Annotated in this window: 8 protein-coding genes; 3 read left to right on the plus strand and 5 right to left on the minus strand. The window is 37.5% G+C overall.

What is annotated here, in order from left to right; translation table 11 throughout:
• Positions 1-185 precede the first annotated feature (185 nt).
• Positions 186-1,826: a dipeptide ABC transporter ATP-binding protein gene (locus tag ACN4EE_RS12585; RefSeq protein WP_431706802.1), complete on the minus strand. Its 1,641-nt coding sequence runs from the start codon at positions 1,824-1,826 to the stop codon at positions 186-188.
• Positions 1,827-2,549: 723 nt separating this feature from the next.
• Between ACN4EE_RS12585 and ACN4EE_RS12590 the strand changes: the two genes are divergently transcribed.
• From ACN4EE_RS12590 to ACN4EE_RS12600, 3 genes are all read left to right on the plus strand, one after another.
• Positions 2,550-2,783: a TIGR02450 family Trp-rich protein gene (locus ACN4EE_RS12590; protein ID WP_431706803.1), complete on the plus strand. Its 234-nt coding sequence runs from the start codon at positions 2,550-2,552 to the stop codon at positions 2,781-2,783.
• A 113-nt stretch (positions 2,784-2,896) separates the two neighbouring features.
• The gene (gene pflB, locus ACN4EE_RS12595) at positions 2,897-5,173 is read left to right on the plus strand and encodes a formate C-acetyltransferase (RefSeq protein ID WP_431706804.1); all 2,277 of its coding nucleotides are present in this window, start codon (positions 2,897-2,899) and stop codon (positions 5,171-5,173) included.
• A gap of 106 nt (positions 5,174-5,279) precedes the next feature.
• On the plus strand, positions 5,280-6,476 hold the full coding sequence (locus ACN4EE_RS12600) for an FkbM family methyltransferase (RefSeq protein WP_431706805.1): 1,197 nt from the start codon (positions 5,280-5,282) through the stop codon (positions 6,474-6,476).
• 44 nt (positions 6,477-6,520) lie between these two features.
• Here the strand turns inward: ACN4EE_RS12600 and priA are convergent, their stop codons facing one another.
• The 4 genes from priA to leuS all read right to left on the minus strand — a co-directional run bounded on the left by priA (position 6,521) and on the right by leuS (position 13,462).
• Positions 6,521-9,175, minus strand: a complete 2,655-nt coding sequence (priA, locus tag ACN4EE_RS12605; RefSeq protein ID WP_431706806.1) for a primosomal protein N' — start codon at positions 9,173-9,175, stop codon at positions 6,521-6,523.
• Positions 9,176-9,314: 139 nt separating this feature from the next.
• Positions 9,315-9,725, minus strand: a complete 411-nt coding sequence (locus ACN4EE_RS12610; RefSeq protein WP_431706807.1) for a transposase — start codon at positions 9,723-9,725, stop codon at positions 9,315-9,317.
• Between the two features lie 330 nt (positions 9,726-10,055).
• Entirely contained in the window at positions 10,056-10,706 is a 651-nt protein-coding gene (gene sufR, locus ACN4EE_RS12615; protein ID WP_431706808.1) for an iron-sulfur cluster biosynthesis transcriptional regulator SufR, read from the minus strand.
• A gap of 155 nt (positions 10,707-10,861) precedes the next feature.
• Entirely contained in the window at positions 10,862-13,462 is a 2,601-nt protein-coding gene (gene leuS, locus ACN4EE_RS12620) for a leucine--tRNA ligase (RefSeq protein ID WP_431706809.1), read from the minus strand.
• Positions 13,463-13,502: the final 40 nt, after the last annotated feature.

Consider the following 13,502-nt stretch of genomic DNA (forward strand, 5'->3'; position numbering starts at 1 on the left):
AGCTATACTCTGACTCAGTATTTTTACTCAAAAAACTTCCCCAAGATTTTCCTTCGTAGTTCTTTTTTACTATTTCATCTCATAATCTAACTTTATACATTTTGACATTTTGACGTGCCGAATGTGGGTTTAAGTTAGATATTCCCCAAAATTTTCAGCCCCAAGCATGGTAAGTATATTGAGTGTTACTTAGTATTTAAGAAAGTGAAAGCAGAGGCAAGAAGGGTTTTTGTATAGGGATGTTGGGGATTATTAAAAATACTTTCAGTATCTCCCAATTCAACGATTTTACCGCCATTCATCACCGCAATTCGATCGCACAGAAACTTGGCTACCGATAAATCATGGGTAATGAAAAGATAAGTTAAGTTAAACTCTGCTTTCAATTCTAAAATTAAATCTAATACTTGAGCTTGTACTGTGGCATCTAACATACTGACAGGTTCATCACATATCACCAATTTTGGGTTAGTAATTAATGCCCGTGCGATCGAAACTCTTTGTTGTTGTCCCCCTGAAAGTTCCTTCGGATAACGGTTATAGTATTCCTGGGGGTTTAATCCGACTCGATTTAACATCTTTTCCACCCTTTCGAGATTCTCCTGTTTATTGCCCATGTGATGAATCAAAAGCGGTTCTGTGATAGACTCCCCTATAGTCATCATGGGATTAAGAGAAGCATGAGGGTCTTGAAAAATCATCTGTATTTCTTTTCTTAAGCCTCGAATTTCTTGTTCGGTTAGGGTAGTTAAATCTCGATCGAGAAACTGAACTTGTCCCGAAGTTGCCCGAATTAGTTGTAAAATAGTGCGAGAAAGGGTACTTTTGCCACAGCCTGATTCTCCTACTAATCCTAAGATTTCCCCTTGTTGAATCTCTAGGTTAAGATCGTCCACAGCTTTGATAGTTTGAGATTTTTTGCCTAAAATCTGCTCGATAAAATTCGCTTCGAGGGTATAGTATTGTTTTAAATTTTTTAACTGTAATAAGGGTATTGTCTTTTCTTCGGACGGTTGAGATGCGCTGGTGTGATGTAAATGGAAAGCGGCATCTAATAAGGATTTAGAATACTCATGTTGGGGTGAATACATGACATCTTCGACTTTTCCTGTTTCTACCATCTCCCCTTGATACATTACCCCAATTCGATCACAATATTTACCTACCATCGCCAAATCATGGGAAATCAACAATAACCCCATATCTTTCTCTCGACATAAAGAAGTCAACTCTGCCAAAATTTCCGAAGCGATAGTCACATCAAGGGAAGTAGTAGGTTCGTCAGCAACTATCAATTTTGGTTCTAATAATAGCGCCAATGCCATAGCAACCCGTTGACGCATTCCGCCACTAAATTCATGGGGATATTGATTAAACCTTTCTGGTGCTATTTTTACGGTTTCGAGAGTAGATAAGGCTTTCTCCTTCGCTTCTTTGGTGGATAATTGGGGTTGATGAGCTTTCAATGTTTCGATACAATGATCCCCTATAGTCATTAAAGGGTCTAATCTCGTCATCGGGTCTTGAAATACTAAAGCTACTGCTTCTCCTCGAAATCTGCGCATCCCTTGACTATCAAAACTAAATACATCCTCTCCTTGAAAATACACTGAACCTTCGATCGAACTCTTGTCAGGCAACAATCGCATTACGGTTCGCCCTAAAGTGGATTTACCGCATCCTGACTCCCCTACTAAAGCCATGATTTCCCCTTTATTTAAACCAAAAGATACATCATTGACAGCCCAAGTTTTTTTATCATCTCCGTAGTTAGTAACAGGATACGCAACTTTTAAATGTTCGATCGTTAATAAGTCAGTTTTCATATCAAGAATTAAGAATTAAGAATTAGCAATGATGGAAATTAGGTACTTGTAGCAAAAATCAAGGGATTAAGATTCCGTGGCACTGGCTGATATGCCTGTATTAGCTAGGAATAACAGAATATCGTTACTGGCGCGTAAGTCCTAAATTATTTTAAAGTATTTTCTTCCTCCCTCTCCCTCTCTTCCTGACTAGGGAGTTTTCATTCTCGAAATTTGATTTAATTAGAAACTATAATTGACAAGAAATCTAGGCATTTTTTCTGATTAGAAAATCAATTATTATTAAAAACTATGATATTTTTGGGGAAAAGTGAGTTCAATAGACATCTCCAAAAATTATTTTTAATTGGTTCGTAGTAAGGGCTTCAGCCCTTAAAATCTTAATTAAATGGAGAAGTCTAATTTATTGAACGGTATCTATTAGACGTCAGATTGCTTCGTGCCTCGCAACGCTGCGCGATTTATTACACGTTTTTGTTAATGGTTTCAACTCATAAATCGTCTAGCAGGATGATAAAGTTAACATTAACTCACTTTGCAATAAATTGACAAAGCTAATATATAACGTTCAATGAATAGAACTAATAAAATGCAATTTTACCCCGACTTTGAAAAAACCCTGCTGTAGAAGAACCAAAATTATTTTATGATTCGATCGATTTAGTCTAAATTTTGCCTCTTGGCTATGCCCTTCTTAATTCTTAATTCTTAATTCTTATTAATATGGCGAAAAAACAAAAATATCCACACTTACTAGGCTCAAAATGGACTGCAACACAAAAAACTTGGGGATGGCGACATTTTGAAGTAGTTAACCGCAAAAATGAAGATAAATGGGTATTTGCGGAAATGAAATCTTCCTGCGATGATAGTGTAAGATTTTGGATTAATGCCAAACAATTAAAAGATAGGGATTTATGGATACCGGGTTGGATGACATTAGATAGTATGAATTAAATGTGTTCTAGCATACCAAAGAGAAAAAATAGATCTCTAAGGTAGATATTAAGGGTTATAATAGAAAGTAAGGAGGCTCTAGTACATCAAAACAAAATACTAGATCATAACTTATGGTACATCTATCTGAAAAACCCACCCATGACGCTACACAACACGCGCCTTATGACGGTTGGCAAGGCTTTAAACTTGGTAAATGGACAACAGAAGTTAACGTAAGAGATTTTATTCAAAGAAATTATACCGTTTATACCGAAGACGAATCTTTTTTAACTGATGCCACACCTCGCACTAATAATCTTTGGACTGAAGTTAAATTATTAATGAAGGAAGAAAGGGAAAAAGGTGTTTTAGATGCAGAAACTAAAATTCCCTCTAGTATTACCGCCTATGGCGCAGGTTATATTAATCAAGACTTAGAAAAAATCGTTGGCTTACAAACTGATAAACCCCTGAAACGATCGATCATGCCTTACGGGGGGATTCGAGTAGTTGCGACATCCCTGAAATCCTACGGTTATGAACTTGATCCGCAAACGGAAGAAATCTTCACCAAGTATCGCAAAACTCACAATGACGGCGTTTTCTCTGCTTATACAACGGATATGAGAAAAGCTCGTAAATCTGGTATTATTACGGGTTTACCCGATGCCTATGGTAGAGGGCGCATCATTGGGGATTATCGTCGAGTGGCTTTATACGGTGTGGATTTTCTCATCAAAGACAAACAAAATCAATTATTATCCCTCGAAAATGATGTGATTGATGAGGATGTAATTCGCTTACGGGAAGAAACCACCGAACAAATTAAAGCCTTAAACGAGTTAAAAGAAATGGCTTTAAGTTATGGCTTCGACATCAGTAAACCTGCCACCAATGCTCAAGAAGCAGTGCAATGGACATATTTTGCTTACCTTGGTGCGGTGAAAGAACAAAATGGGGCAGCAATGTCTCTCGGTCGTGTTTCTACTTTCTTAGATATTTACTTTGAAAGGGATTTAAACAACGGTATTATTAATGAATCGGAAGCTCAAGAATTAATTGATCAATTTGTCATCAAGTTGCGCATGGTGCGTTTTTTACGAGCGCCTGAATATAACCAACTTTTTGCGGCTGATCCTGTATGGGTGACAGAAGTAATTGGTGGTATGGGATCAGATGGTCGTCCTTTGGTAACAAAAAATAGTTTCCGTTTCTTACATACATTATATAACTTAGGACCTGCTCCAGAACCTAATTTAACAGTATTATGGTCAGAAAGATTACCCATCGAATTTAAACGTTATTGTGCTAAGGTTTCGATCGATACTAGCTCCATTCAGTACGAAAATGATGATTTAATGCGCCCTGACTATGGGGATGATTATGGTATCGCTTGTTGTGTGTCTGTGATGAAAATTGGCAAACAAATGCAGTTTTTCGGCGCACGAGTTAACTTAGCCAAAGCCTTACTCTATACCATCAACGGCGGTAAAGATGAAAATAGCGGTGTGCAAGTTGCCCCTGCTTACGCTCCCATTACCTCTGACTATTTAGAGTATGAAGAAATTAGTGCTAAATTTGACTTACTCATGGCATGGTTAGCGAAACTATACGTTAACACCCTCAATGTTATCCACTATATGCACGATAAATATAGCTATGAGCGCATCGAAATGGCGTTGCACGATCGAGATGTTTACCGTACAATGGCTTGTGGTATTGCAGGGTTGTCAGTAGTTGCCGATGCTTTATCTGCTATTAAATATAGTCGTGTAAAAGTGATTCGCAACGAAGCAGGTTTAGCGGTGGATTACGAAGTAGAAGGAGATTACCCCAAATTCGGTAATAATGACGATCGAGTTGATAATATTGCTTGTGAATTAGTAACAAAATTCATGAACGAAATCCGTCAACACAAAACCTATCGTAACGCCACTCCCACCCAATCCATTTTAACCATTACTTCTAACGTGGTTTATGGTAAAAAAACTGGTAGTACTCCTGATGGACGCAAAGCTGGTGAACCTTTCGCCCCGGGTGCTAACCCCATGCACGGACGGGATACCAAAGGTGCGATCGCCTCTATGGAATCTGTAGCAAAATTGCCCTACGAACACGCTCAAGATGGTATTTCTTACACATTTTCGATCGTGCCGAATGCTTTAGGTAAAACCCCCGAAGCTCGAATTAACAACCTCGCAGGGATGTTAGATGGTTATTTCCACAATACAGGACATCATATCAATATTAACGTGTTCGATCGAGCCACCTTGTTAGATGCCATGGATCATCCTGAACAATATCCTCAGTTAACCATTCGTGTTTCAGGTTATGCCGTCAACTTTATTAAACTAACTCGTGAGCAACAGTTAGACGTAATTAACCGTACTTTCCACGAACAGCTATAGATAATCATAGTGAATAATCGATAGTTATTAACTTGTTTGTAGTAAGGGCTTAAGCCCTTATTTTCTTATATATCTGCTACATAAATCAAAGGTTTGACATATTAAAATGATCACTGAAATTAAAGAATGGCTTAAATATAAATTAAGACGAGTTGTCTTAGAGTCTGACAAATTAACAGAATCAGTGACAAAAGTTGTCAACCCACAACAGTTAAAATTAGAGGAGAAAATAGATCAATTAAGTCTTTTTGGTATGGCATATTGGTATGAGGAGAATTTTTGGGAACCTCCTGTACAACTTGCCTTAAGAGATTTATGTCAATATGGGGATATTGTCTTTGATGTAGGAGCAAATTTTGGCGGATTGACTAGCGTAATGTCTCGCATGGTAGGTTTGAAAGGCATTGTTTGTGCTTTTGAAGCCAGTCCTCGTATTGTAGGAAAATGTCAGCAAAATTTAATTTTAAATGGTTGTAATAATGTTCAACTTTATCATACTGCGGTATATTCTGAATCTTATCAACAAATTGGGATTTATAGCGGTAAATTTCTGAATGATAGTATTTATAACCTTGATCAGAGTAATGATCCAGCATATCAAGTTAATACCATTGCGTTAGATGATTTTGTCGCAAAAACTGGTTTAATTCCTAATCTAGTGAAAATGGACATTGAAGGTGCAGAATTTGATGCAGTTAAAGGAATGATTAACACAATTAAAACCGCTAAACCTCACTTAATTTTAGAAACTCAACCAGAAGATACCCGTTGTTTAGATTTGTTACGAGAAAATGGTTATATTGTCATTGATTTAAACAGTTATCGAGAGATTAAAACTCCCCAAGATTATCCTCAAGAAGCTAGTTTACGCAATAATCTCTATATTCATAGTTCTAAAATTCTCAATACTATTTATCAACCTCCTTTTAATTTTCAAACCATATCGAAGTTAAATCCTGATGATTTTGAGTTTAATAATTATCCCAATATAGAGTTAAAACAACCATTTAGTTTGGAAAAAGGAAGGTATTTAATTGATGTTAATGTGACGGCTAGTGGTAAAGATAATGATATGATGTGGGAAGTTTGGGCAAATGATCAATTAATTTTTCGTTACCATGCCTACAGTAGTTTATTAGCTCAGAGTTATCATGATTGGATTATTAATTTAGAGCGAATTTCACTCATTAATATTCGTTTTTGCTTTTTAAATGACACGAATGATCCTACTTTTTCGATCGACGGTGCAACTATTGTGAAAATAACTAATTTTGATAATTTGAAACCACAATTATTCATTTAGTCTTATTGATTTGTAGGGGTTGAATAATATTCAACTCTTACTGGCTATTCAATTCGTAAAGGATCAGCATCGATTACCAAAGAAACCGATCGATGACAATATTCTTTTAATGTGAGTAAAATTTGCTTTATTTCTACGGTAAAATCATCCACAGATTTGAGTAAAATTTGCCAACGATAACGATTTGCTACTCTCATAATATTAGCAGGAGCAGGTCCTAAAATTTCGATCGAATCTGGTAATAAATTCGCGCACATATCCGCCACCGTATCTGCGGATTCTCTCACTCGATCGCCATCAACACCAGTAAAACGCAGTAAAATTAAATTACCATAGGGGGGATAGTCTAAACTCTCTCTTTCTGCTAACTCCCGTTGACAAAAGGCTAAATAATCGTGATTTTGCACAGCATGAATTACAGGATGTTCAGGGGAATAAGTCTGAATAATCACCTTTCCAGCGTCATCTCCTCTACCTGCGCGCCCTGCCACTTGGGTTAAAGTTTGAAAAGCCCTCTCACTAGCTCTATAATCAGAATGGAATAATAAACCATCGGCAGAAACCACCCCAACGAGAGTAACTTGGGCTAAGTCGATACCTTTAGTCAACATTTGCGTACCGATTAATACATCGGCTTTTCCTGCTCCAAAATCCTCTAAAATTCTACGATGGGCGTTTTTTGTGCGAGTGGTATCACTATCAAAGCGCAATATTGTCAATTGAGGAAACTCTTTTTCTAATTCTAACAACACTTTTTGAGTACCAGTACCGAAGAATTTGAGATAGGGAGAGAAACATTGAGGGCATTTTTTCGGATGCAATTCCGTATGATTGCAATAATGACATCTTAATAACTCCGTTGCTCCCTCATGGGTATAGTGATAGGATAAGGAAACATCACAATGAGGACATTCCATCACATAGCCACAGCTACGGCAGGAAACAAAAGTGCTATGTCCTCGCCGAGAGATAAATAAAATTGCCTGTTTGCCTTCTTCTTTGAGGTTATTTAGCGCATTTCTCAGGCTATAACTAAAAATACTGCGGTTGCCTTTTCTTAATTCTTGGCGCATATCCACTATTTCCACTGGTGGCATAGGGCGATTCTCGATGCGATTCGGTAATGAGATATAGTAGTTTTTTCCTTCTATTAATGATTCTAGGGGATTTTGATCTCCTTCCACCTTGTTTTGAAAGGAAGTTTGATCCCCCTCCGCCCTGTTTTGAAAGGAAGTTTGATCCCCCCCCGCCCCCCTTTGAAAGGGGGGAGTCGTAGAAGTGTCGTTTAGTAAGGGGGGAGTATTAGACGGTAGAACAGGCATCTTGCCTGTTTCTGTAGCTTGTCGCCAAGATTCGAGGGAAGGAGTAGCAGAGCCGAGTATAAGAGGGCAGTTGACTAATTTTGCTCGATATTGGGCAATTTTGACGGCGTGGTAGGTGGGGATGGGTTGATGTTGTTTGAAACTGGTATCATGTTCTTCGTCTAAGATAATCATTCCTATATTCGGTAAGGGTGCAAATACGGCGCTTCTTGTGCCGATAATGACTTGAGATTCGCCTGTTAACATTTGTCGCCATGTATCGTATCTTTCTCCATCACTCAAGGCGCTGTGATATACACATACTTTATCTCCAAATCTCGATCGAAATCTGTCGGTGAGTTGCGGTGTTAAGCCAATTTCGGGTACTAATACTAAGGCGGATTTCTTTTGTTGTAAAATGGGTTCGATCGATTGTAGATATACTTCTGTTTTACCTGAACCCGTGACTCCATGTAATAATACGGTGGAATAAGATTTTAAACTGGTGATAATATCTAAAGCACGACTTTGATCTTTTGTCAAGGTTTTTGGTTCGTCTTTTTGAGGGGAAGAATCTTGTAAAAGTCTCAGGGTTTCTCTTTCTTGGATGATAACACAACCTTTTTTTGCCAGGGTTTGCACGATCGAGTTACTATTTAATTGCGCTAAGGTGGTTAATTGATTGAGGGGTAATTCTCCGTGATGATTTTTGAGGATAGTTAAGACATCTTTTTGTTTTTGAGTAAGGGAAATTTCTTCATTGTCTGCAAGATAGGTGACGACTTTGGTTAATTTTGGCTTGGCGTTAGAGGGAGGTTGCAAATAAATTTCTAACCACTGTTTTTTGACGAGGCTTTTGATTGCCTGTCTAGCGTTTTTGACTTTCTGAGTAATGAAGTTATAACTATAGTCTCCTGTTTTGCTTTGTTTAAGCAATTTGATAACTTGCCATTGACTGACGCTACAATCATCCTCAAGAGTATCTGGAAGATTGTCGATTATAAGTCTCACTCGTCTTTGGGATTTGCCTAGTAATTTGGGAGGCAAGGCAACCCTAACCACGTTGATTAAATCCGTTAAGTAATATTCGGCGGTTAACTGTAATAACTCCCAGTAGTGAGGAGGAAAAAACCCCGTAGTAATAATATCATCTATCTCTTTTATCTGCTCGATCGAAAGATGCTCTGGAGGTTGACTAAGTAACTTTAACACAATTCCCCCCACGATCGAACTGCCGAAGGGAATACTAACAATATCTCCCACCTTCACTACGGTATCAGGTTTAATTTTATAGGTATATAACCCTTCACTATAAGCACAATCGACTAAAACTTCCACCCACGAAACAGAAGAAATATCGTCAATATTATAGGTGATAATTGGTTCTGCTAGTTTCATTATGTTATTTATAATCTGTTGTGATGTCAACGTTTGTAGTAGGGGCTTTAGCCCTTTCCATACCAATTAATGGAAAAGTTTATTAATGTTGTGAGACAAATGAGTAAGTCTTAAGTATGAAACAATTAAAACACAACTATTATTCAAGAATCTTTTTAAGAGTATCTTTTATGAGTATTCGATTGACTTTATCCATTATTTCTTCATGAATATTTTGTTCAAAATTCCCTATCATCAATGGTTTAAATGGGATAATAGTTGTAAACTTATGTAGTCCGATCAAGGATTGTAAATACGGATTTTCTTGTATTAATGCCACAAGTAGCCTATTTGTCATCTCATATTTTTGCTTGAGTATTAATGTGGCTAACGCCATTCTAAATGGTTTACCTAATTTATTCTTTTTTGTGCCAAATAATGCTTTATTTTCTTCTTCCAATTCATCCCAAGGTATTAATTTTGCCATAACTACCCAACGATTATCAGAAGACAACTTCATGTCAAAAGGAAAGACGAATTTTTTTTGTTCAATATTTTCGTGGTCAGTCATGTGTTATGTTATCGTAGTTTCAATGGCTAATTAGTTAATTTTATCATTTTTGTAGGGGAGTGACTCATGACTTATCCGAATGATATTAAGTGGGGGGTGCTGAAAAAAATATGAGTAATGAAGGGAGACGAGGAGAAATACCTAAAAATCAAAGTTTTGAGATGGTGTAATTGCACAAAAAAACAAATATGTTTGCCATAAAATAAGATCAACAATGCTGATTTTTTAAGTAAAAATTGCCAAAAATGCGTACTTTTTTATTAATTTAACGATGCCCTAAGCCTTAATTTTTATAGTCTTTCGATTTATTCAGTAAACCCTACCTACTTACTATTTTGGTTGTATCAAATAACCACAACGATGCTCACCATTATTAATCCAATTTGTCCTTTCGATGTGACATTCAGGGAACAAATTAGCAAACATTTCTAATTCATGCCCACAAACTTGGGGATAAGATTCAGCTACTTCTGATATAGCACAGTTATTTTCAGTCAGAAAAAATTTTTGCACATTATTATCAGCGTCTTTGTCAACACAAAACAATTCTGCCATGTATCCTTCTTGTTGTCTAATCTCTGCCAACTGATGTACTCTTTCAGCTAGGGTTTTGCCTGTGAGATATTGACGATAATTTTCGGCTTTTCTTTGCCATTGTTTTTCTAATACTTTACTTACCTGAGTTTCTCCTACGGTTTCCGTAAGGGTATCTAAAAATGACACGGCAAATTCTCCGTAGTTTTGGGGAAATCGATCGCGCCCTTTTTTGGAAAGATAATACAAATATTGTGGTCGTCCTGTTTTCAGTTGAATAGAATCTCGATCGAGCAAATCTTGCTCTTCCAATTCTTTGAGATGGCGCCGAGTGGCTTGGGGGCTAATATTCATGGCTTGAGCAATATCTTGGGCTGATGCTTTATTCTGCTTCAGTAGATATTGCAAAATCATTTCTTTACTAGATTGTTGTAGGGAAGTTGACATAATCTTCCTATCAAGCTGTAACTAATTATATTTACTAACTATAAAACAACAAAATAGTTGCTTAACTTATTAGTATAGCAGAATGTATCAGTATATTAAATTTTGAGAATGAAAACGTCCTGTTTTATCTGGTGGGCATTGCCCACCAATTAGAGTTAAATGACGAAGTTGACTAATTTATTCGGTACAACTATTACTTTTTTAATCGCTTTTTCTCCAATGTGTTTTTTGGCAATATCCGACTCTTTAGCAAAGGTTTCTAACTCCTCTTTCGTAGCAGATGCAGGTACAGAAATTGTGCCTCTGGTTTTACCCATAATTTGGATAACTAAGGTAATTTCATCCACAATTAATGCTTCTTTATCTACTTCTAACCAGTTAGCTAAATGTACAGATTTATTATTACCTAATAATTGCCATAATTCCTCACTAATATGAGGAGCAAAAGGTGCTAGAAGTAAAATTAATGTTTCGATTCCTTCTCGAAAAACAGGAGAATTTTTAATATTAGTATCTCGTAAAGCGTTGCTTAATTTCATTAACTCAGAAACTGCGGTATTAAATTGATAATCACCGTTTAAGTCGTCAGAAATTTCTTTAATTGCAGTGTGAATCGCCCTTCTTAAATTCTTTTCTTCTTTACTTAATTTGGCTTTATCAAAGGTTTTATTCTTCGCAGAATTAGGGTTTTCTACAAAGTCATTAACTAACAACCATACTCGATTTAAAAAGCGAAATTGTCCTTCTACATCTGCGTCTTGCCACTCTAAATCTTTCTCTGGAGGTGCTTTAAATAAGATGAACATTCTCGCAGTATCTGCCCCATATTTTTCTAAGACTACTTGCGGATCAACTCCGTTATATTTAGACTTGGACATTTTCTCATAAAATACTGAGAGTTTCTGATTAGTTTCCCTTTCATAATAAATGGTTTCGGTTTTGCCTTTGTCGTTGGTTTCTTCTACGGAATAGACGTTTTCGGCAATGACATATTTGCCCGTTTCAGGATTTTTATAAGTCAACCCCTGCACCATACCTTGAGTTAACAATCTTTTGAAAGGCTCGTCAACCTTGACTAAATCTCGATCGCGCACTACTTTAGTAAAAAAGCGTGAATAAAGCAAGTGCAATATTGCGTGTTCGATTCCGCCTACATACTGATCCACAGCCATCCAATCATTCACTCGATCGAGGTTAAATGCCTCATCTTGGTTGTTTGCATCGGTATAACGGAAAAAATACCATGAGGAGTCGATAAAGGTGTCCATAGTGTCGGTTTCTCGTTTTGCAGGTTTCCCACATTTTGGACAGGGTACGTTAATCCAGTCTTCGATTTGAGCAAGGGGAGAAGCACCACGTCCAGAAAACTCGACATTTTCAGGTAATTTTACAGGTAAATCTTGAGAGGGTACGGGTACTGTACCACAATCTTCGCAGTGAATGACGGGAATAGGGCAACCCCAGTAACGTTGACGAGAAATTAACCAGTCTCTGAGGCGATATTGAATGCGTTTTTTGCCATAGTCGTTATTTTCCGCTAGGCGAATCACTGCTTCTTTTCCTTTGACGGAATTCATGCCATTAAAACCACCAGAGTTAATCATTGTACCTGCTTCTGTATAGGCTTCCAACAGACATATATCACCATTATCAGCATCATCAGGCAAAATTACTACTTTGATAGGTAAGTCATTTTCTTTGGCAAATTTGAAGTCTCTCACATCGTGCGCAGGTACACCCATTACTGCCCCTGTGCCGTATTCGTATAAGACGTAATTGGCGATTAAAATGGGGATTTCTTCGTTAGTAAAGGGGTTAATGGCTTTCCCCCCTGTCATTGTACCTTTTTTGGGCTTGTCATCGGCGGTTCGATCGATCTCACTTTCATTACTCACCTCTTGAATAAACGCTTCTACCGCTTCTTTTCTTTCGGGGGTGGTGACAATTTGAGTTAAAGGGTGTTCGGGAGCAAGTACTACATAGGTGACTCCATAAACGGTGTCAGGGCGCGTGGTAAACACGGCAATTTTTTCATCTTTTCCCACAACGGGAAACTCTAAATAAGCCCCTACAGACTTACCTATCCAGTTTTCCTGCATGGTTTTGACTCGATCGGGCCACCCTTGTAATTGTTGTAAGTCGTTTAACAGTTGTTCGGCATAATCGGTAATCTTCAAAAACCACTGTCTTAATAATTTACGTTCAACTTTTGCACCACTACGCCAAGAATAACCTTCTGAGTCCACTTGTTCGTTAGCTAACACGGTTCGATCGATGGGATCCCAGTTTACCGCAGCTTCTTTCTGATAAGCAAGTCCAGCCTCAAAAAATTGTAAAAATAGCCACTGTGTCCATTTATAATATTCGGGAGAGCAAGTAGCAACCTCTCGATTCCAGTCAATGGATAAGCCTAATTCTTGAAGTTGTGATCGCATTTGGGCAATATTTTCAAAAGTCCACTTGGCAGGAGGAATCCCCCTATCAATAGCGGCATTTTCCGCAGGTAAACCGAAGGCATCCCACCCCATGGGATGTAAAACTCGATGCCCTTGCATTCTTTTACAACGGGCTATCACATCGGTAATAACGTAGTTACGCACATGACCCATGTGTAATTTTCCTGAAGGGTAGGGAAACATGGAAAGGGCATAAAATTTAGGTTTATCGCTGTTTTCTTCCGTCAGATATAATTGAGAATCTGACCATTGTTTTTGCCATTTTGACTCTATATCACTGGGATTATAGGGAGTTTGCATAAATATTTTTGGAGTATCTATAATTATTTAATTTAGTCAA

It is taken from the genome of Geminocystis sp. CENA526, assembly GCF_050753365.1.
GTDB lineage: Bacteria > Cyanobacteriota > Cyanobacteriia > Cyanobacteriales > Cyanobacteriaceae > Geminocystis.

Coding starts and splice junctions, on each gene's coding strand:
- leuS (WP_431706809.1), bottom strand. CDS start 13,462: ATGCAAACTCCCTATAATCCCAGTGATATAGAGTCAAAATGGCAAAAA.
- priA (WP_431706806.1), bottom strand. CDS start 9,175: ATGAAACTAGCAGAACCAATTATCACCTATAATATTGACGATATTTCT.
- ACN4EE_RS12610 (WP_431706807.1), bottom strand. CDS start 9,725: ATGACTGACCACGAAAATATTGAACAAAAAAAATTCGTCTTTCCTTTT.
- ACN4EE_RS12585 (WP_431706802.1), bottom strand. CDS start 1,826: ATGAAAACTGACTTATTAACGATCGAACATTTAAAAGTTGCGTATCCT.
- ACN4EE_RS12600 (WP_431706805.1), top strand. CDS start 5,280: ATGATCACTGAAATTAAAGAATGGCTTAAATATAAATTAAGACGAGTT.
- sufR (WP_431706808.1), bottom strand. CDS start 10,706: ATGTCAACTTCCCTACAACAATCTAGTAAAGAAATGATTTTGCAATAT.
- ACN4EE_RS12590 (WP_431706803.1), top strand. CDS start 2,550: ATGGCGAAAAAACAAAAATATCCACACTTACTAGGCTCAAAATGGACT.
- pflB (WP_431706804.1), top strand. CDS start 2,897: ATGGTACATCTATCTGAAAAACCCACCCATGACGCTACACAACACGCG.